23 protein-coding genes are annotated in these 25,848 nt (G+C 68.2%); 7 read left to right on the forward strand and 16 right to left on the reverse strand.

What is annotated here, in order from left to right; translation table 11 throughout:
• The 4 genes from CAL15_RS21265 to CAL15_RS21280 form a co-directional block, all read right to left on the reverse strand.
• Entirely contained in the window at positions 1 to 1,290 is a 1,290-nt protein-coding gene (locus tag CAL15_RS21265; RefSeq protein WP_086080313.1) for an MdtA/MuxA family multidrug efflux RND transporter periplasmic adaptor subunit, read from the reverse strand.
• Between the two features lie 205 nt (positions 1,291 to 1,495).
• Positions 1,496 to 2,248 carry a cell division protein ZapD gene (gene zapD / locus CAL15_RS21270; protein WP_269768290.1) on the reverse strand — a complete coding sequence of 251 codons (753 nt, stop codon included), beginning with the start codon at positions 2,246 to 2,248 and terminating at the stop codon, positions 1,496 to 1,498.
• 45 nt (positions 2,249 to 2,293) lie between these two features.
• Positions 2,294 to 2,935 (reverse strand): dephospho-CoA kinase, encoded by a 642-nt coding sequence (coaE, locus tag CAL15_RS21275; protein ID WP_086080315.1) that lies wholly within the window; start codon positions 2,933 to 2,935, stop codon positions 2,294 to 2,296.
• Positions 2,936 to 2,948: 13 nt separating this feature from the next.
• Positions 2,949 to 3,794, reverse strand: coding sequence for a prepilin peptidase (locus CAL15_RS21280; RefSeq protein WP_086080316.1), 846 nt, complete (start codon positions 3,792 to 3,794; stop codon positions 2,949 to 2,951).
• 208 nt (positions 3,795 to 4,002) lie between these two features.
• Between CAL15_RS21280 and CAL15_RS21285 the strand changes: the two genes are divergently transcribed.
• Positions 4,003 to 4,830, forward strand: coding sequence for a hypothetical protein (locus CAL15_RS21285; protein ID WP_086080317.1), 828 nt, complete (start codon positions 4,003 to 4,005; stop codon positions 4,828 to 4,830).
• Here CAL15_RS21285 and CAL15_RS21290 read toward each other — a convergent pair.
• From CAL15_RS21290 to CAL15_RS21305, 4 genes are all read right to left on the reverse strand, one after another.
• On the reverse strand, positions 4,802 to 5,065 hold the full coding sequence (locus CAL15_RS21290) for a LuxR C-terminal-related transcriptional regulator (RefSeq protein WP_086080318.1): 264 nt from the start codon (positions 5,063 to 5,065) through the stop codon (positions 4,802 to 4,804). The two genes, CAL15_RS21285 and CAL15_RS21290, sit on opposite strands and share 29 nt — an antisense overlap.
• A 107-nt stretch (positions 5,066 to 5,172) precedes the next feature.
• Positions 5,173 to 6,015: a pantoate--beta-alanine ligase gene (gene panC, locus CAL15_RS21295; protein WP_086080319.1), complete on the reverse strand. Its 843-nt coding sequence runs from the start codon at positions 6,013 to 6,015 to the stop codon at positions 5,173 to 5,175.
• 43 nt (positions 6,016 to 6,058) lie between these two features.
• Positions 6,059 to 6,949 carry a segregation and condensation protein A gene (locus tag CAL15_RS21300; protein ID WP_086080320.1) on the reverse strand — a complete coding sequence of 297 codons (891 nt, stop codon included), beginning with the start codon at positions 6,947 to 6,949 and terminating at the stop codon, positions 6,059 to 6,061.
• A gap of 33 nt (positions 6,950 to 6,982) precedes the next feature.
• Positions 6,983 to 7,171, reverse strand: a complete 189-nt coding sequence (locus CAL15_RS21305) for a DUF3460 family protein (RefSeq protein WP_086081228.1) — start codon at positions 7,169 to 7,171, stop codon at positions 6,983 to 6,985.
• Positions 7,172 to 7,401: 230 nt separating this feature from the next.
• Here CAL15_RS21305 and CAL15_RS21310 point away from each other — a divergent pair, with 230 nt between their 5' ends.
• The 3 genes from CAL15_RS21310 (at position 7,402) to CAL15_RS21320 (ending at position 15,576) form a co-directional block, all read left to right on the forward strand.
• A complete protein-coding gene (locus CAL15_RS21310) occupies positions 7,402 to 8,787 on the forward strand; it encodes a DHA2 family efflux MFS transporter permease subunit (protein ID WP_420042519.1) in 1,386 nt (461 codons plus the stop codon).
• Complete coding sequence (glpK, locus tag CAL15_RS21315; protein WP_086080322.1) at positions 8,774 to 10,288, forward strand: glycerol kinase GlpK; 1,515 nt, start codon at positions 8,774 to 8,776, stop codon at positions 10,286 to 10,288. The genes CAL15_RS21310 and glpK overlap by 14 nt, the downstream gene beginning before the upstream one ends.
• 695 nt (positions 10,289 to 10,983) lie before the next feature.
• Positions 10,984 to 15,576 carry an autotransporter outer membrane beta-barrel domain-containing protein gene (locus tag CAL15_RS21320; RefSeq protein ID WP_157666706.1) on the forward strand — a complete coding sequence of 1,531 codons (4,593 nt, stop codon included), beginning with the start codon at positions 10,984 to 10,986 and terminating at the stop codon, positions 15,574 to 15,576.
• A 44-nt stretch (positions 15,577 to 15,620) separates the two neighbouring features.
• Here the strand turns inward: CAL15_RS21320 and CAL15_RS21325 are convergent, their stop codons facing one another.
• The 6 genes from CAL15_RS21325 to CAL15_RS21350 all read right to left on the reverse strand — a co-directional run bounded on the left by CAL15_RS21325 (position 15,621) and on the right by CAL15_RS21350 (position 21,662).
• The gene (locus CAL15_RS21325) at positions 15,621 to 16,040 is read right to left on the reverse strand and encodes a CopD family protein (RefSeq protein WP_086080324.1); all 420 of its coding nucleotides are present in this window, start codon (positions 16,038 to 16,040) and stop codon (positions 15,621 to 15,623) included.
• A gap of 22 nt (positions 16,041 to 16,062) precedes the next feature.
• Complete coding sequence (locus CAL15_RS21330) at positions 16,063 to 17,088, reverse strand: Bug family tripartite tricarboxylate transporter substrate binding protein (protein ID WP_086080325.1); 1,026 nt, start codon at positions 17,086 to 17,088, stop codon at positions 16,063 to 16,065.
• A gap of 335 nt (positions 17,089 to 17,423) precedes the next feature.
• Positions 17,424 to 18,164 (reverse strand): amino acid ABC transporter ATP-binding protein, encoded by a 741-nt coding sequence (locus tag CAL15_RS21335; RefSeq protein ID WP_086080326.1) that lies wholly within the window; start codon positions 18,162 to 18,164, stop codon positions 17,424 to 17,426.
• 54 nt (positions 18,165 to 18,218) lie between these two features.
• Positions 18,219 to 19,316 (reverse strand): amino acid ABC transporter permease, encoded by a 1,098-nt coding sequence (locus CAL15_RS21340; protein WP_086080327.1) that lies wholly within the window; start codon positions 19,314 to 19,316, stop codon positions 18,219 to 18,221.
• A 1-nt stretch (position 19,317) separates the two neighbouring features.
• Positions 19,318 to 20,508 carry an amino acid ABC transporter permease gene (locus CAL15_RS21345; RefSeq protein WP_086080328.1) on the reverse strand — a complete coding sequence of 397 codons (1,191 nt, stop codon included), beginning with the start codon at positions 20,506 to 20,508 and terminating at the stop codon, positions 19,318 to 19,320.
• Between the two features lie 137 nt (positions 20,509 to 20,645).
• On the reverse strand, positions 20,646 to 21,662 hold the full coding sequence (locus tag CAL15_RS21350) for an amino acid ABC transporter substrate-binding protein (protein ID WP_086080329.1): 1,017 nt from the start codon (positions 21,660 to 21,662) through the stop codon (positions 20,646 to 20,648).
• A 254-nt stretch (positions 21,663 to 21,916) separates the two neighbouring features.
• Here CAL15_RS21350 and CAL15_RS21355 point away from each other — a divergent pair, with 254 nt between their 5' ends.
• From CAL15_RS21355 to cheD, 3 genes are all read left to right on the forward strand, one after another.
• On the forward strand, positions 21,917 to 22,588 hold the full coding sequence (locus CAL15_RS21355) for a cell division ATP-binding protein FtsE (protein WP_086080330.1): 672 nt from the start codon (positions 21,917 to 21,919) through the stop codon (positions 22,586 to 22,588).
• Positions 22,585 to 23,673, forward strand: a complete 1,089-nt coding sequence (locus CAL15_RS21360) for a cell division protein FtsX (RefSeq protein ID WP_232468055.1) — start codon at positions 22,585 to 22,587, stop codon at positions 23,671 to 23,673. Before CAL15_RS21355 ends, CAL15_RS21360 begins: the two co-directional genes overlap by 4 nt.
• 154 nt (positions 23,674 to 23,827) lie before the next feature.
• Positions 23,828 to 24,646 carry a chemoreceptor glutamine deamidase CheD gene (gene cheD / locus CAL15_RS21365; RefSeq protein WP_086080331.1) on the forward strand — a complete coding sequence of 273 codons (819 nt, stop codon included), beginning with the start codon at positions 23,828 to 23,830 and terminating at the stop codon, positions 24,644 to 24,646.
• Positions 24,647 to 24,662: 16 nt separating this feature from the next.
• On the opposite strand, the gene CAL15_RS21370 is transcribed toward cheD, so the two are convergent.
• Together CAL15_RS21370 and CAL15_RS21375 are read right to left on the reverse strand one after the other, a co-directional pair.
• Positions 24,663 to 25,472, reverse strand: coding sequence for an SDR family NAD(P)-dependent oxidoreductase (locus CAL15_RS21370; protein ID WP_086080332.1), 810 nt, complete (start codon positions 25,470 to 25,472; stop codon positions 24,663 to 24,665).
• Between the two features lie 37 nt (positions 25,473 to 25,509).
• Entirely contained in the window at positions 25,510 to 25,833 is a 324-nt protein-coding gene (locus tag CAL15_RS21375; protein WP_086080333.1) for an NIPSNAP family protein, read from the reverse strand.
• Between the last annotated feature and the right edge of the window lie 15 nt (positions 25,834 to 25,848).

Raw genomic sequence — 25,848 nt, forward strand, 5'->3', positions numbered from 1 at the left:
TCACCGGACGCGGCGGTTGCCGTTGCGCTGCTGGCCCGAGGCCGGGGCATCGGCGCCGGTCTGGCTGCCGGGGGTGGCCGGAATAGCCGTCTGCGGCGTGACGATGTCGATGCGGGCGCCGGCGCGCAGACGGTCGGTGCCTTCGACCACCACGTTCTCGCCCGGCTGCATGCCCTTGTTCACCGCCACCCAGTCGCCGTTGACCGGCCCCAGCTCGACCTGGCGCACCTCGACCGTGTTGTCCGGCTTGGCGACGAATACAAACGCGCCGGCGGACCCTTGCTGCACCGCCGCCGTGGGAATCGCCGTGACCTGCGGCCGCGTCTCGACCAACAGGCGCGCGTTGACGAACTGGTTGGGAAAGAGCGACTGGTCGGCGTTGGCGAAACGGGCCTTGAGCTTGACCGTGCCGGTGGTCACGTCGATCTGGTTGTCGATGGTCTCGAGCTGGCCGACGGCCAGGCGCGTGGTGTCGGCGCGATCGTAGGCCTCGACGCGCAGCGTGTTGCCCGCGCGGACCTGCGCCAGCACCTGGGGCAGCTGGGTTTCGGGCAGGGTGAACAGCACCGAGATGGGCTGGGTCTGCGTGATGACCACGAGCCCATTGGTGTCGCCGCTGGAGATCAGGTTGCCCTGGTCGACCTGGCGCAGGCCCAGGCGCCCGTCGATGGGCGCCGTGATGCGGGCATAGTCCAACTGCAGTTGGGCGTTGTCGACGGCGGCCTGGTCGCTTTTCAGGGTGCCCTCGTACTGGCGCACCAGCGCGATCTGCGTATCGAGCTGCTGCCGGGGAATGGAATCCTGCTTGAACAGCGTCTGATAGCGCTGCAGGTCGCGCCGGGCGTTCTCGAGTTGGGCGCGGTTCTGCTGCTGATTGCCCTGCGCCTGGGCCAACGCCACCTGGAACGGCCGCGGATCCACCTGTGCGAGCAGGTCGCCCGCCTTCACCATCTGCCCTTCCTTGAACGCCACCTTGACCAGTTCGCCATCCACGCGGCTGCGTACCGTGACGGTGTTGTAGGCGGTGACCGTGCCCAGCGAGCGCAGCACAACTTCGATCTCCTGCGAGCGCGCCGCGGTCACCTTGACGGGCACGGGCAGGTCGGCCATGGCGGCGGGGCCGCCCGCCATGGGCCCGCGCATGCGGCCGCCGGGACCTGCCTGCTGCGGCGCGTCGGTGGGCCGCAGGAACCACCACAGCGCGACGGCGGCGACCATGATGACGAGCATGGTCGCGAGCAGGCGGCGACGCGAGCGACGCGGCGCGGTGGCGGGGTGATTCTCAGGCATAGGGCATCCGGCATGAACGACGAGTGGCGCTATTGTCCAACACGGCGCCGCCCGGGGACGAGCAGTTGAAATTAAACGCAACAGGAATCAGCTGGAGGCCGAGGCCCGCACGTTTCGCCGTCAGTCGGCCACAAGGGGGGGCGCCACCCCGGGGAACGGGTCGGCGTGGAGTCGGACAGCAAAAGCGGGGCCCGGGTTCCGGAGACTAGGCCGAGCACAGCGACAGCTGGAACGGCACGTCGCGCGAGACGGGCTGAGGCTTGAGCTCGCCGTCCTGGGTGGAGAAGCGGATCCAGATCATGTACTTGTTGGCGCTGATCTCGGGAAACACCCCGTGCACGGGGTCGACCCAGACGCGCAGCAGCTGATGGACCTTGCCGCCCAGCATTTGCTGATAGGCGCCCTGCTCTGCCGTGATGGGGCCCTTGCGGCCCGATTCGCGCAACAAGCGCAAGGCCATCGCCAACCCTTCGCACAGCGGCAGCAGCGGGGCGCTCCAGGCCTGGAGATCGGCGTGGCGGACCTCGGCGGGCTTGTGCTGCCACGCATGATAGGAAGGCATGTCGACCTGGCTGGCGCCGCCCGGCACGGCCAGCCGGCCGCGCAGGCTGACCAGCCATTCGTTCTCGCGCAGCGCCTGGCCCGTCTTGCCCTGCGCCGACAGGGCGCCGGCCACGCGCTCCATGTCGCGCAGCATGTCGTCCAGCGTCTGCTGGGCCACATCGGGATGGTCGCGCAGGCCGGCCAGGGCCAGCCGCTGGCGTTCCAGGTCTTGCAGCACCGAGGTCTTCACGTCGGTGCGTTCGCAGGTTTCCAGGATGTCGAACAGCGTGGACACCGCGATCTGATGCTGGCGGATGTCGTCGCCACGCGCGAAGAAGAACAACCTGTCGAAAAGATATTCCAGCCGGAGATAGGCCCGGATACGCTCGTTGAAAGGATATTCGTAAAGAATCACTCGCTGCAGGCCCGTGGGTGACCGGCCGGGAGGCCGGAAAAGATTTCAGGCGGCGTGCCCGGGATTGCCCGGAGGCCGGCCCGCGACCGCCGCCAATTCGATCCAGCGATCGTGCATGCGCCGCGCCCGCGCGTGCAACATGTCGGGGGTGGTGGCGCCGTCGTTGACGATGACATCGTCGGCGGCAGCCAGCCGGGTCGCCCGCGCGGCCTGTGCCGCCATGATACGCCGTATGGCGTCAGGAGTCAGCCCGCTGCGGGCCTGCACCCGGGCGACTTGCGTCTCGGGGTCGCAGTCGACCACGCAGATGCGATCGACCCGGTCGCGCCAGCGGCCCGACTCGACCAGCAGCGGCACCACATACACCACATAGGCCCCGCGCGCCTGGCTTGCCGCCTGGCGAGTGTGCGTGTCTATCATGGGGTGCAGCAGGGCCTGCAGGCGCTCGCGCTCGGCGGGTTGCGCGAACACCAGGTCGCGCATCCAGGCCCGGTCGAGCGCACCCCGCGCATCGACGGCACGGTCTCCGAAGGCGGCGCGCAGCGCCGGCATGGCCGCGCCATCCGGACCGGTAAGCGCGTGCGCGATCTGGTCCGTGTCGATGACCGCCGCGCCCCATTCGCCCAGCAGGTCCGCCACGCGCGACTTGCCCGAACCGATCCCGCCGGTCAATCCAATGCTGTACATAGTAGGGGTCGCTTCATCCATAGACGCCCAGCCACGGCGGTTGGCCCGCGGCCAGCAGCATCAGGATACCGCCTGCGGCGAGGTACGGGCCGAAGGGCAGCGGCTCGCCCTGCTGTACACGGCCCGCCAGCCGCAGCGTGACGCCGACCGCGACGCCGGCCAGCGATGCCCCCAGCAGCAGCCAGGGCAGCGCGGCAAGCCCCAGCCAGGCGCCCAGCGCCGCCATCAGCTTGAAGTCGCCATAGCCCATGCCCTCGCGCCCGGTGATCAGGCGGAAACCGTGGAACACGACCCACAGGAACAGGTAGCCCGCCACCGCGCCCAGCACCGACAGCGACAGCGGCGCCAGGCCGCCATCCAAATTGACCAGCAGGCCGGCCCAGGCCAGCGGCAGGGTGATCGCGTCAGGCAGCAGCCCCGTTTCGAAGTCGATCCACGCGAGCACCAGCAGCGCGGCCACCAGCCCCATGGCGCACAGGGCCATGGGCGTGGGTCCGAAGCGCCATGCGCACGCGGCGAACAACACCGCGGCGGCGATTTCCATGGCCGGATAGCGCCAGCCGATTTCCTGCCGGCAGTCGCCGCAGCGGCCGCGCAGGGACAGCCAGCCCAGCAGCGGGATCGCGCGCCTGCCGCGCACCGGCGCGCGGCAGGCCGGGCAATGCCAGCCGGGCCGCAGCAGGCCGTATGGCTCGGAGGGCACCACGGGCGCGTCCTGCTGCAGCTGCGCCTGCCACTCGCGTTCCATGATGCGCGGCAGGCGATGCGCCACCGCGCCCAGCAGCCCGCCCACGGCCAGGCCGAACAAGGCCGCCAGCGCAATCGCGAGGCCGGGATCCACGGAATAGGTATGCCACATGGGTCAGCTGATGGTGAAGGAAAGTTGCCGCGCACGGACGCCGCATTATTCCGGCTGCGCGGCGATTCATCAAACGCCACGGCGGACGAGCAATGCCCCCACGGAGTGGAGTTGTGAATTACCGGATCCTGCGAGAAGTGCGTAGAATCCCGGACATAGGTATACGACCCCGTATCCTGCATTGATCGCCTCATCCGGACGAGCTGCCATGTCTTCCGCCTTTGCTCGCGTTATGCGCCTTCGGCCCGTGGCCGCCCCCGCACTGCTGCTGGCCACGCCTCTGCTGGCGGCAGGCTGTGCCCAGTTCGGCAGCGCCGGCTACTACGATCCGCCCGCCGAAAGCAGCACCACCGACGCGCAATACCAGGCCCAGGGCGCGGGCTACCGCAGCGTGGTGCATGCGCCCTCGCAACTGCAGATCGACCTGAGGCCCGACCCGCCCCGCCGCCAGGCCGCGCAAGCGGACCAGGCCCAGGGCGCGCAAGCTCCGTCCACCGCCGCTCCGCTGGACGCCTCGGCCAACCCGGCGCTGGCCGACACGCCCGTGCCGCCGGTGCCTCCGGGCGGCGCCAACGCACGCATGGTGCCCAACCGCACGGCGGCCGCGGCGCCCGCCGGCGATGCGGCCAACCCGGTCAACCCCGAAGCCTACGCGTTCATGCCGCAGGCCCAGACCTACATGGGCACGTTCCCGTGCTTTGCGCGGTCGATGCAGTGCCAGGCCGACGCGCAGCGCGTGACGCTGACGCTGGCGCCCAACGGACGCTGGCGCGCCCGCACGGTGGCCCTGGACGGCCAGGCCAAGCCGGTGGCCGAGCAAGGCTGCTGGAACGTGACCAACGAGCGGCCCGCACGAGTGCTGCTTCTGGACAGCACGGGCAATACCCGCGCCGAACTGCTGGCCACGGCCAACAACGTGCTGCGCGTGCGCTCGGTGCTGGGCAATACCCCCACGCTGGACTACAGCCTGACGCGCCAGCCCGACCTGGACGCGATCGACGAGCTGGTCAAGCAACCTGCCCCGGCCTGCCACTGACGCCAAAGTGCTGCCCGCGATGCGGGCACAGGGCGCACGCGAGCTCGAGCGCGCTGCGCACGCCCATCTTGCGAAAGATGCGCGCGCGGTGCGCCTCCGCAGTGCGCATGGAGATGCCGAAATCGATGGCGATGACCTTGTTGGGACGCCCCTGGGCGATGTAGCCCACCAGTTGGCGTTCGCGCGGGGTGAGCTCTGGCCGCGGATCGGCCTGGGAACGGACACTGCAATGCATGCTTGCCTCCGGTGCAATATGCTGTTGCAGGCAAGTTTGCCCGCAGGCCGAGGCGACGGAAACTGCCGATTTTGGCAGGTGTTCCAGTCCTACCTTCGGCCGCCCGCTCAAAGCTCCAGGTTGTCGATCAGGCGCGTCGCGCCCAGCTTGGCCGCGCCCAGCGCCACCAGCGGCTCGCCCGCCTGCATGTCGGCGGCCGTGGGCGCCTGCAGGTCGCGCTGGCGGCGCACCGAGACATAGTCCACCTGCCAGCCGCGCTCCGCCAGGCCTCGCGCGGCCTCGGCCTCGAGCGCCGCGGCGTCCTGCGCGCCGCCTCGCACCCGGTCGCGTATGGCCTGCAGCGCCGCATACAGGGCGGGCGCCTCGGCGCGCTCGGCCGCGCCGAGGTAGCGGTTGCGCGAGGACAGCGCCAGGCCGTCTTCCGCGCGCACCGTCTCGTGCGCCAGGATGTCCACCGGCAGCTGGAACTGGCGGCACATGCTGCGCACCACCATCAGCTGCTGGTAGTCCTTCTTGCCGAACACCGCCACGCGCGGCTGCACGCACGACAGCAGCTTCAGCACCACCGTGCACACGCCACCGAAGAAGCCGGGCCGGAACTCGCCCTCGAGGATGCCGCCCAGGTCGTCGGGCGGCTGCACGCGGTAGTTCTGCGGCTCGGGGTACATCTCGCGCTCGTCGGGCGCGAACAGCACGTACACGTCGCGCTGCCTTTCCATCTTCTCGATGTCGTCCTGCAGCGTGCGCGGATAGCGGTCGAAGTCTTCGTTGGGGCCGAACTGCAGGCGATTGACGAAGATGCTGGCGACGACGGGATCGCCGTGCTGGCGCGCCAGCTTCATCAGCGCCAGATGGCCTTCGTGCAGATTGCCCATGGTGGGCACGAACGACACGCGGTTCTGGCCGCGCAGGTGGTCACGCAGTTCCTGGATGGTGTGGACGACTTTCACGGGAATCTCCGCTCGGGGCGCCGGACGCCGCGGCCGGTCGCGGTCAGGCCGCGGCGGCCACGCTGGTGTAGGCCAGGCGCACGTAGATGGGGGCGTAAGGCTCGGGCTGGGTGATTTCGAGCAGGGATTCGCGCGCAAGCTCGAGCATGGCGATGAAATGCACGACCACCACCGCCACCGGCGCGCCCTCGCGGATGCGCTCCATGAACAGTTCGCCGAACTCCATGAAGCGCACTTCGTTCAGGCGCCGCAGGATGTGGGTCATGTGGTCGCGCACCGACAGCTGCTCGCGCGTGATGTGGTGATGCTGGTTGAGCTTGGCGCGCTTCATGATGTCGGCCCAGGCCGCGCGCAGGTCGTCGACGCTGACGTCGGGCATCATGCGCTCGACGCTGATCTCGGCCACGGCCTGCGAACGCACGAAGTCGCGGCCGAGCTGGGGCAGCTTGTCCAGCTTCTGCGCCGCCAGCTTCATCTGCTCGTACTCGAGCAGACGACGCACCAGTTCGGCACGCGGGTCTTCGGGCTCTTCGCCGGTATCCGACTTCTTCACCGGCAGCAGCATGCGCGACTTGATCTCGATCAGCAGCGCGGCCATCAGCAGGTATTCGGCGGCCAGTTCCAGGTTGTGGGTGCGGATCTGGTCGACGTAGGAAAGATATTGCCGCGTGACATCCGCCATGGGGATGTCGAGCACGTTGAAATTCTGCTTGCGGATGAGGTAGAGCAGCAGGTCCAGCGGCCCCTCGAAAGCCTCGAGGAAGATCTCGAGCGCGTCCGGCGGAATGTACAGGTCGTTGGGCAGCTGGAACAGCGGTTCGCCGTACAGGCGAGCGAACGCCACGCTGTCGACCACGTCGGGCGTGCTGTCGACCTGGGGCTCGACCAGCGCGGCCAGGTCGGCGCCCGGGATCGCGGACTTACTGGACGACATGGGATCGCCGGGCGCGCGCGGGGGGCCGGCGGATCAATCGGCCTGGTAGACGTAGGGCTTCTGCGGCACGCGCGCGGCCCGGAACCCTTCGAGCAGCTCGGTGTCCTGGGGCCGGTCCCACAGGCGGCCGCGGCCTTCGCGCTGGCGCTCCTCGACGTCGGGGTGCTTGGCCTTGTATTCGTTCAGGAAACGGGTGATGTCGGATTCGTAATTGGCCATGATGGTGCGGACCTTCGATTGGTATGTCGCAGAGTTTACTTCAGCTTGCCGGCCCTCTCGTCGGCCGGTCCGCCTTCGGCCTCGCCCGCCGTGCAAAGCCCGCCGGAGGGCCGGCGTTACAATCGATCGACGCCCACACCCCTCCCCGCGCCACGCGCCCGATGCCCCCAGACCAAGCCGCCTCAGCCGCCGCCCCGACCTCCGATCCCGTACGCGTCGCCCGCGCCGCCCGCATGATTCCCTTCATCGTGGGATGCGCGCTGTTCATGCAGATGCTGGACTCCACGGTGGTGGCGACCGCTCTGCCAGCCATGGCGGCGGCCCTGGGATCGACGCCGGTACGGCTGAACGTGGCGATCACTTCGTACCTGCTGGCGGTGGCGGTGTTCGTGCCGGTCAGCGGCTGGGCGGCCGACCGCTACGGCGCGCGCCGGGTATTCGTCGCCGCCATCGTGCTGTTCACCCTCAGTTCCGTGGGCTGCGCGCTGGCGCAGAACGTGTCCCAGCTGGTAGCCGCGCGCATCCTGCAAGGCATGGCCGGCGCGATGATGGTGCCGGTGGGCCGCGTGATCCTGCTGCGCACGGTGCCCAAGCAGGACCTGCTCAAGGCCATATCGTTCCTGTCGATCCCGGCGCTGCTGGGGCCGGTGGTGGGGCCGCCGCTGGGCGGCTTCATGGTCACGTACATGTCGTGGCACTGGATCTTCCTGATCAACATTCCCGTCGGCATCCTGGGCATCGCACTCGTGATGCGCTATGTCGACGAAATCCGCGAACGCGACACGCCTGGCCTGGACGTGGTGGGGTTCCTGCTCAGCGGGGTCAGCCTGGCATCGCTGGTCAGCGGCTTCGAATCGCTGGGGCATGGCCTGCTGCCGGCCTGGATGACCGCCGCGCTGCTGGGCGGCGGCCTGCTGTCCGGCGTTCTGTACGTGCTGCACGCCAGACGCACGGCCCACCCGATCATCGACCTGTCGCTGCTGCGCATACCCACGTTCTCCATCTCCACGCTGGGCGGCAATCTGTGCCGCTTCGCGGTGGGCGGCACGCCGTTCCTGCTGGCCATGCTGCTCCAGGTGGGGTTCGGACTGTCGCCCTTCCAGGCCGGGATGATCACCTTCGCAGGCGCCGCCGGCGCCCTGTTGATGAAGTTCGTGGCCACGCCCATCGTCAACCGCTACGGCTTTCGCCGCGTGCTCACGGTGAATGCGCTGCTGACCGGCCTGTTCATCGTGGCCTGCGCCGCCTTCACGCCGACCACGCCGGCCTGGGTGATGATCGCGGTGCTGCTGGTGGGCGGCTTCTTCCGCTCGCTGCAATTCACCGGTGTCAATACGCTGGCGTACGCGGACATCCCTCCCGAACGCATGAGCAGCGCCAGCAGTTTCTCGGCCATGGCGCAGCAACTGGGCATCACGCTGGGGGTCGGCGTGGCCGCAGTGTCGCTGAACCTGAGCATGTCGGCCCGCGGCGGCGAACACCTGGTCGTGGGTGACGTCGTGGTGGGCTTCATCGTCATCGGCATGGCCTGCATGCTTTCGGTAATATCGTTCCGGCGCCTGTCGCCTGACGCGGGCGCCCAACTCAACCAGGCGGGGGCGCGCCGTGACGACACATGAGTTCATCCTGGCACTGGACCAGGGCACGACCAGTTCGCGGGCCATCGTGTTCGACCGCGACGGCGCGGTTCGCGGCACGGGCCAGCGCGAATTCCGCCAGTACTATCCACAGCCGGGTTGGGTCGAGCACGACGCCGGCGAGATCTGGTCCAGCCAGCTCGAGGTCGCGCGCGAAGCGCTGCGCAACGCGGGCGCAGCCGCCGCGGACATCGCCGCCATCGGCATCACCAACCAGCGCGAAACCACGCTGATCTGGGACCGCGCCACGGGCCGTCCCCTGGCGCGCGCCCTGGTGTGGCAGGACCGCCGCACCGCGCCGCTGTGCGAGCAGCTGCGCCGCGACGGCCATGCCGAGTGGCTGCAACAGCGCACCGGCCTGGTGGTGGACGCGTATTTCTCGGGCACCAAGCTGGCCTGGCTGCTCGAGCACGTGCCCGGCGCGCGCCAAGCCGCGCAGCGCGGCGAGCTCGCCTTCGGCACCATCGACACCTGGCTGGTGTGGCAGCTGACCGGCGGCGCGGTGCACAGCACCGATGCCACCAATGCCTCGCGCACCATGCTGTACGACCTGCACGCACAGGACTGGAACGACGACATCCTCGAGCTGCTGCGCATTCCGCGCAGCCTGTTGCCCACGGTCGCCCCCAGCAGCGGCGAGATCGGCCGCTCGCTGCCCGAGCTACTGGGAGGCGCCATTCCCATCGCCGGCGTCGCGGGCGACCAGCACGCCGCCACGTTCGGCCAGGCCTGCTTCGAGCCGGGCATGGCCAAGAACACCTACGGCACCGGCTGCTTCATGCTGATGAACGTGGGCGACCGGCCCGTGGCCTCTTCCAACAGCCTGCTGTCCACACTGGGCTGGAGCCTGCCCGACCCCTCAGGCACGCGATGCACCTATATGCTGGAAGGCGGCATCTTCGTGGCCGGGGCCGCGGTGCAGTGGCTGCGCGACGGGCTGGGCATCATCCAGCGCTCGGCCGACATCGAAAGCCTGGCCGCGCAGGTCGACGACACTGACGACGTGTTCATGGTGCCGGCCTTCGCCGGCCTGGGCGCGCCGCATTGGGATCCTTACGCGCGCGGCACCATCGTGGGCCTGACGCGCGGCACCACGCGCGCCCACGTCGCGCGCGCCACGCTCGAATCCATCGCGCTGCAGAGCGCCGAGCTCATGGCATGCATGAATGCCGACAGCCGGATAGACCTGTCCGAGCTGCGCGTCGACGGCGGCGCCACGCGCAACGACCTGCTGATGCAGATGCAGGCCGACGTGCTGGGCGTGCCGGTGGTGCGCCCGCGCGTGGCCGAATCCACCGCGCTGGGCGCGGCGGGGCTCGCGGGCCTGGCAACGGGCTTCTGGGCCTCGCAGGAAGAGTTCGCCGCCCAGTGGAAGGCCGACCGCCGCTTCGATCCGGCGTGGTCGGCCGACCGCCGCGAAGCGCGCATGGCGCGCTGGCGGCAGGCGGTGGAGCATGCAAAAGGATGGGGCAAGCGCGGTTGAACCGCCCTGCTCCCCCGCATGGCGGGCCGATGGACGGCTCGTCCTGCGGCCTCGTCAGCGCGCACTAGGCTGTATGTCCCGCACGCAACGCATGATGCGCCATGCGTGCATCTCCCTCGGCGGCGACGCCGATTCCCTACTGCCTTCGTAGCGTCCGACCTATGCGGCACCGCGCGCGCCGGTCGGCCGCATGGCGCACGCCTTCATTAATGCGCGCCGCCTAGGCCGTCTCCACGACGCCGCTTCGCCTTAGCCCGTATCGGCAATTGGTCGCGACCCGGTTAACACGAATGATGCCCTCACTGCCGCGGGCAAGCACCGCCTTTCGCCCACGGCCAGCTTCGACATCGTGGAAGAAACCGGGCAACTTCATGAACGCACTACGCAAGAACGTCTGCAACCCAGCCAGCCGGACTCCATTCAACGCGCCGGCGCCGAACACATCCTCCATCGCGCGCGCTACGCCGGGCGCACGGCTTGGGCGAGGTCCGCAAGCCGCGCCGCAACGGCGTAGATCCGCCGAACTGTCGGCCCTGTCGTGCGCCCTGCTGGCGGCGGGGCTCATCCACTGCGCGGCGGCACAGGCCTCTAGCTGCCGCACGGGAACGAACGCGCAGGCGGCTCCCTCGGGCGGACAGTGCGCCATACCGCCTTACCATCCGCCCGGCAGCAACGAAGGCTTAGGCGGCGCGGTGGTGACCGATGGCGACACCGTCACGCTGCATGGCACGTCGCCGATCAGTACCGGCTACAGCGGCAACACCACCGTGGACGGCAGCACGGTGAATGTGGTGTCCGGCACATTCCAGTCCAGCGCGCTGGTCACGGGCGGTCAAAGCGTGGCGGTGGCGGGGCCCAACGACGCAGCCGGCGTCAACGTGGTGTATCGCGTGTACGACTCGAGCGCGTTCGTCGAACGCTCGAATGCCAACACGCCTGTGAACCAGTTCGAGGACGTCGACGGAGACATGTACTACCGCGCGTCGCTGGGCAAGGTGGAGGCCAGCGGCGGAACGCTGAACGTGAAGCTCGGCGACGCCCCCATGGGTGCGCCGGCCGACAATGCCATCGTGATGGTGTCCAAGCAGACGTACCTGACCTCGGCCGACGGCAGCGGCGATGCTGCCAGTTCGGTGAACTGGCAGTCGCGCAACCTGATCGACATGGGCATCGATCCCGGCCTGCCCACGCCGGACGAGAACGGCATCATCACCGTGCAAGTGCCAGTGACCACCTACGCGGGATCGGTGGCATTCAACGGCACGACCTATACCGTGACCAATGCCGCGGAGATGGCCCGCTACAACGATGCGCTGGTGGCCGCGCTGAAAAGCGGCGTGCTGACCTCGCAGGCCGAGTACGACCAGGCCTTCGCGCGGGCCTACACCACCACCGACATGGAAGTTCGCTACCAGACGAACACCAGCGCGGGCGATCTGGCGCGCACGCCCAACGGCGACCGCTACGTCGTCCTGGCCCATGGCGCGAACGGCTCGGCCGTCATCGAACGCAATGCCCAGATCGACGTCGTCCGGGCATCGGGAGCCATCAAGGCCACGGACGGCGCCACGGCGAGCAACCGCGGCACGCTGTCGGGCCACATCGTCCAGCAGGTCGTACGCGTGGAGAGCGGCGCGCGCTTCGTCAACGAGGACACCGGCGTGGTCTCGTCGGGCTATCTGGCGGGCGACAGGCTGAACACGGCGGAAGATCCGGCCTACTACTACACCGGCTCGGGCATCCTGGCCACCGGCGCGGGCAGCACCGTGCAGAACAGCGGCATCATCAACACCGCGGGTTTCGCGCACGCGCACAACACATCGATCGGCATGGGACTGGACGCCGGCGCGTCTGGCAACAACGATGGCGCCATCAACGTGGGCGTGAATCCCGGCTACGTCAGCAAGGTGGTGGGCGTGAACGTCAGCGGCGGCAGCAGCTTCGCCAACTCGGCGTCGGGCGTCATCTACATCGGCCGCGCCGCGCAGTATGAACCCGGCGAGGCTCCGCCGGACGTAGCCGCGGCCGGGCCCAGCTACGGCATACGCGTCATGGACACCGGCGACCGCGCGGTGAACGACGGGCAGATCACGATAGGGTCGCTCACGCAGAACGCCGTGGCCATGTACTCGACCGCGCCGCTGGACTCGCTGCTGCAGAACAACGGCACCATCACGATCGAGGGCGCGGCCGGCGGCACTCCCTTCGCCAACATCGGCATGATGGCGGACGACAACGGCGCCGCGGGCACGGGAGCCATCGCGCGCAACGCGGGCATCATCAACGTCAACGGCGTCAACGGCATCGGCATCATGGTCAACGCCAACCCCGGCACCGCGGCCAATGCCGAATCCACGGGCACGATCAACGTGAGCGGCGATGTCGACATCGCCAGCGGCACGCGCAACTTCGGCGTGTGGGTGGACGGCGCGCTGGGCGTGGCCAGGATAGGAGGCGCGGTGAACCTGTCGGGCACCGGCGCCATCGGCATTCACGCGCAGGACGGCGGCACGATACACGTGTCCGCCGGCGCGGTGCCGCGCTTCCTGGCTGGCACCGACCAGATCGCCTTCTACGCCTCCGGCGCGGGCTCGACCATCGACGTGGACAGCAGCACCATGAGCGTGACCACGGACCGGTCGACCATGTTCCGCGTGGCCGACGGCGCGGCGTTCTCGGGTACGACGACGGGCGGCGCGCTGCGCCTGACGGTGGCCGGCACGGACGCGCGCGGCGTGGTGGCGACGGGACTCCGCACCGTGCTGTCGACCGGCGCGTCCACGTACGACGTGACGGGCGCGGCGGGGGCCGACGGCGGCGCGGCCGCCATCGTGGTCGAGGGCGGCGCGGCCGGCGTCATCGAGGCGTCCACCACGATCAACCTGTCGGCGGCGGGCGCGACGGCCGGCATCGTCGATGGCCAGGGACACGACCTGACGGGCGCGGCGCGGGGCACGCCCGTTGCCACCACGCTGGACAATCAGGCCGGGATCACGTCATCGACGGCCGGCGTGACCGGCTTCGTGGCACGCGACCTGGGCACGCTGGTCAACGACGGCGCCGTGTCGCTGTCGGGCGCCGCGTCGGTGGGCGTGGTGGCCGACGCGCGCGGCCAGGTGCTGAATCGCGGTCTGGTCCACGTCGCCGACGGCGATGGCGTGCAGGTACGCGGCGCGCGCGCCGTGCTGGTCAACGAAGGCCTCATCCGGGCGGACGACGGCTCGGCCGCGGTGCGCCTGACCGGCGCCGGCGCCTCGGTGGCCATCGGCGGCAATGGGCTGATCCGCGCGGACGGCGGCGCGGCGGGTGTCCTGCTGGACGACACCAATGCCGGTGGCGCGATCAGCAGCCATGCAGGCCGCATCGAGGCACACGGCGCCGGCGCCGCGATCGACAACCGCGCGCCGGACGCCCGTATCGCACTGTCCAATACCACCGTCACGGCCACGGCGCCCGGCGGCGTGGGCATCCGTTCATCGGGCGCCGGGGCCCAGGTCTCGCTGGAAGGGTCCACGATACAGGGCGTGGCCAGCGGCATCGCCATTACCGGCACGGGCGGCGGCGGACAGGTATCGCGGCTGGACGTGACGGGCGGGTCCATCGCGGCGCGGACGGGGAACGCCATCGACGTGGACGGCGCGCACGCCGCCATCACCGTGCGGGGCGCGGAGATCACCGCGGGATCGGGCACCCTGCTCAGCCTGACGCGGGCAAGCCTGGTCGACTTCACCATGGAGGGCGCGACGCTGGTGGGCGATGTGATCGCCGACGCCGCCAGCCGCGGCACAGTGAACCTGCGCGCGGGCTCGATGCTGACCGGCCGCATCGATCCGGTGGCCGTGGACATCGATACAAGCAGCACTTGGAACGTCACGGCCGACTCGGATGCCACCACCCTGAGCAACGCGGGGGCGGTCGTGTTCGTCTCTCCCATCGGCGACCCCGCGCAGCCCGCGAGCTACAAGACGGTGACGGTGACGAACTATGTGGGCAACGGCGGCACGATCGCGTTGAATACCTATCTGGACGGCGGGGGCAGGCCCAGCGACCGCCTGGTGGTCGACGGCGGCACGGCCACGGGCACGACGGGGCTGCGGATCGTGAAGACCGGCCGCCATGGCGTGCTGACCAGCGGCGACGGCATCAACGTGGTCGAGATGATCAATGGCGGCACGACGGCGCCGGGGGCCTTCCGCCTGGCCTCGCCGGTGCAGTCCGGCCCCTACGAATACCTGCTGTATCGCGGCGGCGCCGCCACGCCAAACGACTTCTACCTGCGCTCGTACCTGGGCCAGGACGGCTCGGATTCGTCGCCCGTGGCATACCGCCCCGCGGTGACGGGCTACGCGTTGACGCCTGCCCTGAACCTGGACTACGGCTTCTCGAACATGGGCCGCCTGCACGAGCGCGTGGGCGACATCGCCAGCACCGAACGCAGGCAGAAAGGCGGGCACGATGGCGTGTGGGGCCGCATCGGCGGCGCCGGCCTGGACGTCGATTCGGGCAGCCGCTACGCGGCCGACCAGGACACGTTTTTCATGCAGTTCGGCCGCGACTGGACGTTGTCGCGGCAGCCCGAGGGCGGCAGCACGCACGCGGGCGTGACGGCGAGCCTGGGGACCTCGAAGGCAAGATTCCGCGACCGCCAGCGCAGCCTGAACGACACGCTGTCCGACGATACCGGCAGCACCACCACGCAGGCGCAAAGCATCGGCGGCTACTACACGCGGTACTGGCAGGACGCAACCTACTGGGACTCGGTGGCGCAGGCCACGCACTATCGCAACAAGTACTACGACGCTTACGGCGGCAGCGCCACGCAGAATGGCTACGGCCTGGCGCTGTCGCAGGAGGTCGGCAAACCCTTCGCGCTGATGGACAAGCTGGCCATCGAGCCGCAGGCGCAGCTGCTTTACCAGTATCTGAGGCTGAACGACTTCGACGATGGCATCTCGGGCGTGTCCGGCGGCGACGGCAGCGCGCTGCGCGGCCGTCTGGGCGTGCGCCTGTTCGTGCCCGGCCTGGGCGCGGCGGGCGGGGCCGCCGAGGCCACGCCCTACCTGACCGTCGACGTGCTGCGCGACCTGCTGCCCTCACGCAAGGTTCGCGTGGACGACGTGACCATACGGCCGGACATGGGCCGCACCTGGCTCGAAGTGGGTGGCGGCGTGAGCGCCAGCGTGGGAGCGTCGGGCCACCTGTACGCGGTGGTGAAGGTGTCGAAGAACATCGGCGGGGAGGAACGGCGCGGGCTGCTGGGACAGGTGGGATACCGGTACAGCTGGTAGCGCGCGCCGTGGCTTCGGCCGCCGCCTGCGAGAGCAGGCGGCGCCTAGAACTGCGGCTTGACCGCCGCCAGCAGGATCACGCCCAGTCCGCCCATGAAGATGCCGATGCACCCGGGCAGCACCCAGCCCGGCGACCGATAGGCCGCCCGGCTGGCCAGGCGCCGCAGCACGACGGTCAGGCCGACCTGCAGCAGCACCAGCAGCGCCACCAGGACCAGCTTGGCATGCAGCCAGCCCTGTCCGAACCAGCCGGCCAGCGTGGCCAGGGCCACCCCGCCGCCTACCGCCAGCAGCATGGCCGGCCAGATGAGACGCCGGTTCCAGCGCGCCAGCCCGCGCAGGAAAGGCGTGGGCCCCGCCGGCTCGGCGGCCGGGAAGCAGGCCGCGGCAACGACCAGCATCCCGGCAAGCCACGTCGCGGCGAACGCGACGTGCAGCATCAACAGCGAGGGATACCAGGCCACTGCAACTTGCCTCTACAGCTCGTCAGTTCAGGGTGGCGCCCGACAGCTTGACGATTTCCTGGTACTTGTCCTTCTCGCTCTTGACGAAGTCGGCGAAGGCCTGCGAGGACATCGGAGCGGCTTCCGAGCCCATGGTCAGCAGGCGTTGGCGCACGTCGGGCTGGTTCAGCGCTTCGGAGTAGGCCTTGTTCAGCTTGGCGACCACGTCCGCCGGCGCGCCGCCGGTGGTGACCACGCCGAACCAGGTGCCCAGGTCGAAGCCCTGCACGCCGGACTCCTGCACGGTGGGCACGTCGGCCAGCAGCGAAGAACGCTTGGCGGTGGTCACGGCCAGCGCCTTGACCTTGCCGTCCTTGATCAGCGGAGCGGCGGCGGCCAGGTTGTCGAACATGAAGTCGGACTGGCCCGACAGCAGCGCCAGCTGCGCCGGCGCCGCGCCCTGGTAGGGAATGTGCTCGACCGAGATGCCGGCGCGCGCCTTGAGCAGTTCGCCCGACAGATGGCCGGCGCTGCCGTTGCCGCCCGAGCCATAGTTCATCTTGCCCGGGTTCTTCTTGGCGTAGGCGATCAGGTCGCCCAGCGTCTTGATGTCGTTCTTTTCGGCGAAGGCCAGGTTGATGACCAGCACGTTGGGCACCGAGGCCACGATGGTGACGGGCGCGAAGTCCTTCACCGGATCGTAGGGCAGGTTCGAGAAGAGCCACGGATTGATGGCGTGCGTGGCCACCGCGGCCATGCCCAGGGTGTAGCCGTCCGGCGCGGCGCGAGCGATGAGGTCGGCGCCGATGTTGCCGCCGGCGCCCGCCTTGTTCTCGACGATGACCGGTTGGCCCAGCGACGCGCGCACCTTCTCGGCCAGCAGGCGGGCCATGGTGTCCAGCGGACCGCCGGGAGGATAGGGCACGATGAAGCGCAGCGGCTTGCCGGGGAATTCGGCGGCCTGCGCGGCGGCCATCGGAGCCAGCGAGGACACGGCAGCGGCCAGGGCCACGACGCCGCCCAGCAGGGCGCGGCGAGCCGTGGAACGAACGGTTTCGGAACGGGACATGAGCGGAGGTCTCCAGTTATCAGCGGCGCCAGCATAACTCAGTTACAGAGGCGGCCATTTTTGTCGTTTTTGGCAGGGCTCAGAATCGAACCGCCTATTTATTAGCTAAATATTGCGACGAATCTCGATTTCTGCGCCTTCGATTCTATTGAATGATCGGTTGGCGGGAGCTTCTGCCTATGCAGCAGGAGCGGGCGGGCGTTGTTTGCGGCTGACAGCGAAACATGCGTGTGCCACGCCGATGCACGCCGAGAATGCCGACCATCGCGGCACTGAAAAGGCCGCCCATGCACGAACAAGGGCGGCCCCCTGGAAGGCACTAGGATCGAAACGAATCAGTGCAGGATCTGACTGAGGAACAGCTTCGTGCGCTCGTTCTGCGGGTTGTCGAAGAACGCGTCGGGGCTGTTCTGTTCGATGATCTCGCCGCGGTCCATGAAGATCACGCGGTTGGCCACCTTGCGCGCGAAGCCCATTTCGTGGGTCACGCACAGCATGGTCATGCCGCTTTCCTGGGCCAGGCTGACCATCACGTCCAGCACTTCCTTGACCATTTCCGGGTCGAGCGCCGAGGTGGGCTCATCGAACAGCATGATCTTGGGGCTCATGCACAGCGAGCGCGCGATGGCCACACGCTGCTGCTGGCCGCCCGACAGCTGGCCGGGGAATTTCTTGGCCTGGTCGGGAATGCGCACGCGTTCCAGGTACTTCATGGCCGTGGCTTCGGCCTCGGCGCGCGGCTTCTTCAACACCCACGTGGGCCCGAGCGTGAGGTTCTCGAGCACCGTCAGGTGCGGGAAGAGGTTGAAGTGCTGGAACACCATGCCGACGTCGCGGCGGATGGTCTCGATCTGCTTCAGGTCGTTGGTCAGTTCGGTGCCGTCGACGATGATCTTGCCCGCCTGGTGTTCTTCCAGCCGGTTGATGCAGCGGATCATGGTGGACTTGCCCGAGCCCGACGGGCCGCACACCACGATGCGCTCTCCCGGAGCGACTTCGAGGTTGATGTTGCGCAGCACGTGGAACTGGCCGTACCACTTGTTCACGTCCTGCATCCGGATGATGGCATCAGACATGCCTGTACTCCCGTAATTGCTGAGGCCGCGCCGCCCTGCGGCGCGGCTGTTGTTTTATCGATGGCCGGTTTGCAGCCGTTTCTCGAGCTTCTGGCTGTACTTCGACATCGAGAAGCAGAACACGAAGTAGATCAACGCGATGAAGATGTAGGCCTCGACGCTGAACCCGCGCCAGGCCGGATCCGAAAGCGCCGCCTTGGCCGCCAGGGTCAGGTCGAAAATGCCGATGATCACCACCAGCGACGTGTCCTTGAACAGCGCGATGAAGATGCTGACCAGCGGCGGGATCACGATCTTCAGGGCCTGCGGCAGCACGATCTTGCGCATCTGCTGCCAGTACGTCAGGCCGAGCGAGTCGGCGCCTTCGTACTGTCCCTTGGGAATGGCCTGCAGGCCGCCGCGCACGGTCTCGGCGATGTAGGCCGCCGCGAACATGATGATGGCGATCTGCGCGCGCAGCAGCTTGTCGATCGAGTAGCCCTCGGGCAGGAACAGCGGCAGCATCACCGACGACATGAACAGCAGACTGATCAGCGGCACGCCGCGGATCAGCTCGATGTACACGACGCACAGCGCCTTGATGGCCGGCATGCGCGAACGCCGGCCCAGGGCCAGCAGCACGCCGATCGGGAAGGCGAAGGCGATGCCGAAGGTGGCGAGAATCAGCGTCAGCGGCAGGCCGCCCCAGCGCGAGTTCTCGACATACTCCAGGCCCAGTATGCCGCCCCACATCAGTATGCCGACAAGCGTCAGACCGACCAGCCAGATCAGGCCCAGCACGGGCCGCCAGAAGCGGCGCATGCCGCTGCAGACGATCACGGCCAGCAGCACGAAGGTGGCCAGCAGCGGGCGCCACTGTTCATCGTAGGGATAGGTGCCGAACAGGATGAGGCGATGCTTCTCGGCGATGAAGGCCCAGCAGGCGCCCGCGCTGGCGCGGCACTCCTGGGCCGACGCGGCCGTGAAGTTCGCCTGGATGAAGGCCCATTCGATGAAGGCCGGCACCGCCAGCAGCACCAGCCACACCGCCAGGACGGTGAGCAGGATGTTCAGCGGCGACGACAGCAGGCGCGTCTTGACCCATGCCACCGCGCCGACGTGGCTGGACGGCGGCGGCAGCGCTTCGGTGGGAGTGTGCGTAGTACCGCTCATGTCAACGCTCCACCAGCGCGATGCGCTTGTTGTACCAGTTCATGAAAATCGAGATCGACAGGCTGACGGTGAGATACGCCGCCATGATGATGAGGATGCCTTCGATGGCCTGTCCGGTCTGATTCAGCGTGGTGTTGACCACCGAGACGATGTCCGGATAGCCGATCGCCACCGCCAGCGAGCTGTTCTTGGTGAGGTTGAGGTACTGGCTGGTCATCGGGGGGATGATCACGCGCAGCGCCTGCGGCAGCACCACCAGTCGCAGCACCAGGCCGCGGCTCAGGCCCAGCGAGCCGGCCGCTTCCCATTGGCCGTTGTTGACCGCCTGCACGCCCGAGCGCACCACCTCGGCGACGAAGGCCGCGGTGTAGATCACCAGGCCTGCGAGCAGCGCGGTGAATTCGGGCGACAGCGTCCAGCCGCCGGTGAAGTTGAAGCCGCGCAGCTCGGGCATGTCGAGGCTGAGCGAGGCGCCGCTGAGCAGCCAGCCCAGCACCGGGAAGCCGATGAGGAAGGCGATGGCGCATCGTCCCAGCGGGAACGGACGGCCCGTGGCCTGCTGGCGCTTGGCGCCCCAGCGCTGCGCCAGCACGATGGCGACGATGGCCGCCACCACGCCGACGAGGATCCAGTCGAACGAATCGCCCGTCAACCCCGGCACTTTCAGGCCGCGGTTGGAGATGAACACGCCCGGCAGCGGATTGTGCGCCTGGCGCGGTCCCGGCATGCTTTCGGTGATGATCGCGTACCAGAAGAACAGCTGCAGCAGCAGCGGAACGTTTCGCATCACCTCGACGTAGGCCGAGGCGAGCTTGGAGATGAGCCAGTTCTTGGACAGCCGGCAGATGCCGATGATGGTGCCCAGTATGGTGGCCAGGATGATGCCGAGCACTGCCACGCGCAGGGTATTCAACAGGCCGACCCAGATCGCCTTGCCATAGGTGTCGGCGGGCGAGTAGGCGATGGCGGTTTCGCCGATGGCGAAGCCGGCTTCGCGGCCCAGGAAGCCGAAGCCCGTGGCGATGTTGCGCTGGGACAGGTTGTGCAGGGTATTCGATACCAGGAACCAGACCGCCAGGGCGACGGCTGCCAACGCCACGACTTGGTAGACCACCGATCGCACGCCGGGATCATTCCAGCTGATTCGTCGCGCGGGAGCCTGTACGGGGGCGCTTTTTGGGGAAGTTGCCATGATGTGCTTCTACAGAGGTCGGACAACACGGCAGGGGCGACGCCATGCGCCGCCCCTGCCCTTGCCTGCCATTCCCGCCAGGGGCGGGGCCGCGCGCACCGGCCCGCGGGCCATGGCGCGCGGCAGGCGCGTCTAGCTTAGCGCACCGGCCAGCCGTACATCAGACCGCCCTGCTTGTACGAGGCGTTCAGGCCGCGCTCGAGCTTCATCGGACCGCCCTGGCCCAGCGTGCGCTCGAAGCTCTCGCCATAGTTGCCCACTTGCTTGATGATGTTGTAGGCCCACTTGTCGTCCACGCCCAGGTTCTTGCCCATGCCCGGGGTCGTGCCCAGCAGACGCTGGATGTTGGGGTTGGCGCTCTTGGTCTGCTCGTCGACGTTCTTCGAGGTGATGCCGTACTCCTCGGCTTCGAGCATCGCGTTCAGCGACCAGCGGACCACGTTGAACCACTGCTCGTCGCCCTGGCGGACCATCGGGCCCAGCGGCTCTTTCGAGAAGTCTTCCGGCAGGATGACGTACTTGTCCGGCTCGTTCAGGGTGGTGCGGATCGAGGCGAGCTGCGACTTGTCGGTGGTGAAGGCGTCGCAACGGCCCGAGGCGAAGGCACGCACGATCTCGTCGAACTTGTCGATCACGACCGGCTTGAATTCGATCTTGTTGCCACGGAACCAGTCGGCCAGGTTGAGTTCGGTGGTGGTGCCCGGCTGCACGCAGATGGTGGCGCCGTTCAGTTCTTTCGCGCTCTTCAGGCCCAGGTCTTTCGAGACCATGACGCCCTGGCTGTCGTAGTAGTTGACGCCGGCGCCGATCAGGCCCAGCGTGGTGTCGCGGGTGAGGGTCTGCGTGGTGTTGCGGGTGAGCACGTCGACTTCGCCCGATTGCAGGGCGGTGAAGCGTTGCTGCGTGTTCAGCGGGGTGACCTTGAACTTGCTGGCGTCACCGAACATGGTGGCCGCGATGGCGCGGCACATGTCGATGTCGATGCCCTGCCATTGGCCTTTGCTGTCGGCGATCGAGAATCCGGTGATGCCGGTGGACACCCCGCACTGGACGAACCCTTTCTTCTTGACGTTATCGAAGGTCGCACCCGCGTGCGCAGCGGATGCGGCTGCGAAGAGGGCGGCGCCGAGTGCGGCGAGTTTCAGTACTTTCATGTGATCTCCCGTGTAGGTACGACTGATGCTGCGCGCGTCTGATGGACACGCTTGGCGCGATGGTAGCGTTTGCTTAAATTTGGGGACATGGGGGTAATCCCTTTGCAGAATTGTGGCAAATGGGGGACATATATCGGCCGATGCGCGATATTTCACGTCATATCGGCGCAGAGGCCGCCGCCCGGGTGCCCTGAAACGGGGGTGTAGCGGCGCGGCGCGGGGAGTTACTATTGCGGCTTCACTTCTGCCCCGCCATGATCGAATTCCAGCACGTCTTCAAATCGTACGGACGCGGCCGCAACATCCTGGCCGACATCAATTTCCGGGTTACGGCCGGCGAATTCGTCTTCGTATCCGGCCCTTCGGGCGCCGGCAAGTCGACCCTGCTCAAACTCATAGGCGGCCTCGAGCCGCCCTCGCGGGGCTCCATCCAGGTCAACGGGCAACGGCTGGACAAGCTGCCCACGCGCGCACGGCCGTACCTGCGGCGCGCGGTCGGCGTCATCCTGCAGGACACCCATCTTCTGTACGACCGCAGCGCGCTGCAGAACGTGATGCTGCCGCTGGCCGTGGTGGGCCAGCCACACGACGCGGCCAGCGCCCGCGCCCGCGCGGCGCTGGACAAGGTCGGCCTGGCGGGCAAGGAAGACCTCAACCCCATTGAACTGTCCGGCGGCGAGCAGCAGCGCCTGGCCATCGCACGCGCCATCGTCAACCGCCCCGCCATATTGATCGCAGACGAACCCACCGCCAACCTCGACCAGGGCAACGCGCAGCGGATCATGAACGTGTTCCGCGACTTCAACCGCGTCGGGGTCACCACCCTGATCGCCTCGCACGACCAGGCGCTGATGGCCAGCTACGCCAACCGCGTCCTGCTGATCGAACCCGGCAGGTTCCAGGATTCGCACGGGGGCCGCCAATGAGCCAGAAGCCGCAGGATCGCTCCAGAAACGAGTTTTCCCTGGGAGACACCGGCGCCGCGCGCACGGAGGCAAGTGCGGCGGCAAGTGCGGCGGCAAGTGCGGCCGGCAGCTCGGCCGCGGGCGCGCAGGCCCGGCCCAGGACCGAATTCCGCGGCGGCCAGCGCGACAGCGCCTCGTTCGGCGCCTGGCTGCGCCAGCACCGTTATGCGCTGATCATCACGTTGCGACGCCTTGCGGCGCAGCCCTTCTCCTCCGTGGCGAACCTGCTCGTCATGGCCCTGGCCCTGGCCCTGCCGCTGCTGGGCGCCGCCATTCTCGTCTCGGTGCAGCCCGTCGCGCGACAGGTGTCCGTGGCTCCCGAACTCACCGTGTTCATGCAACCCGGCGCGCCCGCCGACGCCGCCGCTTCGGTGGCCAAGCGCATCGACAGCGAGTTCAAGCAACAGATCGCCGCGGTACGGGTCGTGCCGCGTGGCGAAGCGCTCGACGCCTTGCGCGACAATCCCGCCTGGCAGGAAGCGCTGGCCGTACTGCAAGGCAATCCCCTGCCCGATGCCGTGGTGGCCACGCTGGCCGACGGCGAAGATCTTGCGCAGCGCGCCGACGCGCTGGCCGCCCAATGGCGCGGCTGGAGCCATGTCGACCAGGTCCAGCTGGACAGCGCCTGGGTCCAGCGGCTCGAGGCGCTGTTGCGCTTCGGCCGCATCGGCCTGGGCTTCCTGGCGCTCTGCGTGGCGGTGGTGGTGCTGGCCACGGTCTTCAATACCGTGCGGCTGCAGGCGATGACGCAGCGCGAGGAGATCGCGGTCGCGCGGCTGGTGGGCGCCACCGAGTCTTTCGTCCGCCGTCCGTTCCTGTACCTGGGCGCCCTCACCGGCGTCGTGGCCGCGCTGCTGGCCATCGGCGCCGCCGCGCTGGCGCTCGAACCGCTCAACGGCGCGCTGCTGGGCCTGGCGCGCAGCTATGGCGCCGAGTTCGCGCTGCACCTGCCCGGCGCCCCGGTGCTGGTGCTGGCCGTGGCGGCGGCGGGCGTGCTGGGTGCCCTATCCGCCCGCTGGTCAGTCACGCGTAGTACGCGCTTTTAGGTCCGCTAATCCCGGGATCGGAGTGTCCGTGCAGCGGTACAGTGGCCATACCGAAGATGGGCGCGATGCAACATTTGCGGTATAAACTGTTAAATACGTAACCAGTCCTTCCAATTGCTGTCGCTTAATTTCTGGTCGCGCTACTCCGCATCCCATGCCTTCCGCTTCCAAAGCCCGCGCCACACGCCATTATTTCGATAGCGCCTTCAAAAGCGACGCCGTCAAAATTCTGCCGAACGAGTATTACGTCACCAGCGCGGGCGAGAACCTGATGCTGTCGACCGTGCTCGGCTCGTGTGTGGCTGCCTGTTTGCGCGATCCGGCCAACGGCATCGGGGGCATGAATCACTTCATGCTTCCCGAGGGCGATGCGTCGTCGCCCGCCTCGGCGACCATGCGGTATGGTTCGTTTGCCATGGAAGTGCTGATCAACGAACTGCTGAAGGCCGGCGCGGCTCGCGAGCGTCTCGAAGCCAAGGTATTCGGCGGCGGCGCGGTGCTCAGCGCCATGCAGCAGATGAACATCGGCGAGCGCAACGGCCAGTTCGTGCTGCACTATCTGAAGACGGAAGGCATTCCCGTGCTGGCGCAAGACCTGGGCGACGTGCACGCGCGCCGCATCAACTACTTCCCGCGCGACGGCCGGGTGATGGTGCGCAAGATGGCGCCGCACCACCAGAAGGCCGAGGAACTCATCGCCAAGCGCGAGCAGATCGCCGCGCAGTTCGCGCAGACCGAAACGCGCGCGCCGCAGCACGTCGAGCGGTTCGACAGACCGGGCGCCGGCATGCGGGTGGAACGTTTCGACAACCCCGCCACGGGCGGCATGCGCGTCGAGCGCTTCGACAAGCCGGCGGGCTCGGGCATGCGGGTCGAGCGTTTCGACAAGCCCGCAACGGGCACCGGCATGCGCGTGGAACGCTTCGACAAGCCGGCCAGCCCCATGCGGGTCGAGCGCTTCGACAAGAGCTGACCGGCCTGCCGGCCGCCTACTCCGACGGGCGCGTCGCGGTCAGCCCCGTGGGCGCGCCGTCGATCGCGGTCCATCCGCCATCCACAGACAGCGAACTGCCCGTGATGTAGCTCGCCGCATCCGAAGCCAGGAAGGCGACGGCCGAACCCACCTCTGACGCCTGGCCCCAGCGGTTGAAGACGGTATGCGACGCATAGGTGTCGTAGATGTTCCTGCGCTCCTTCAGCGGCGCGGTCAGGCGCGTCTCGATCACGCCGGGCATTACGGCGTTGACGCGCACCCCGTAAGGCCCCGCTTCGGCGGCGAAACCCTTGATCAGTTGCGCGATGCCGGCCTTGGATGCCGCATACACGCCCAGGCCCGGCTCGATGGTGACGGCTCGCATCGACGAGCACAGCACCAGGCTGCCGCTGCCCTGCTTCATCATGGGGCCGCCGAAGGCGCGCAGGAACCGGAAGGCTCCCTTCAGGTTCAGGTTCATCACCTGATCGAACTCGTCTTCCGTGTAGTCGACGATGAGCTTGCGAATGTTGAGCGCGGGCGTGGTGACCGCGATGTCGACGCGGCCATGCGCCTCCAGCGCCCGCGCGGCAAGGGCGGCGATGTCCTCGCCCCTGGCGCCGTCCGTCACATGCCATTCGGCCGAGCCGGACTGTGCGATCTGTCCGGCCGTCGCCTGGACGGCCTGCTCGTCGCGATCGGCACATATCACGTGCGCGCCGAGCGCGCCCAGCGCATGGGCGGAAGCCTGCCCGATGCCCGAGCCGGCCCCGAGCACGACGGCAATCCTGCCGCTCAGGTCGAAGAGTTGGCGATAGTTCTGCATAGTGGAAACGTGTTGGGCTGGATAAGTGGAAGGCGCGTCACGCCTGCGGAGCGAAGAACGGCACCGAGGTCATCAGCTGATTGCGCTGTGCAATCAGATACCCGGCCTCGCTGCTGCGGGCCAGATACTGCGCCCATTCCGGATCCGCCTGCAGCGCGGCTCGCCTGCGGGCGCGGTCCGCCGCATCCGCGTAGGCCCAGATGTGCATATAGCTGTTGACGTCGCCGGTCTCGGTCTGCATGTACGCCAGCGGCTCGCCGAGATGGCGGCGCTGCACGTCGTAGCCATGCTCGGCATACAGCGCGAGGTGCTTCTTGATCTTGCCCGGCGAGCAAGTGTAGGTTCTTACGTCGTAAAGCATGGAAGTCTCCTTGGA

It is taken from the genome of Bordetella genomosp. 13, from assembly GCF_002119665.1.
GTDB lineage: Bacteria > Pseudomonadota > Gammaproteobacteria > Burkholderiales > Burkholderiaceae_B > Bordetella.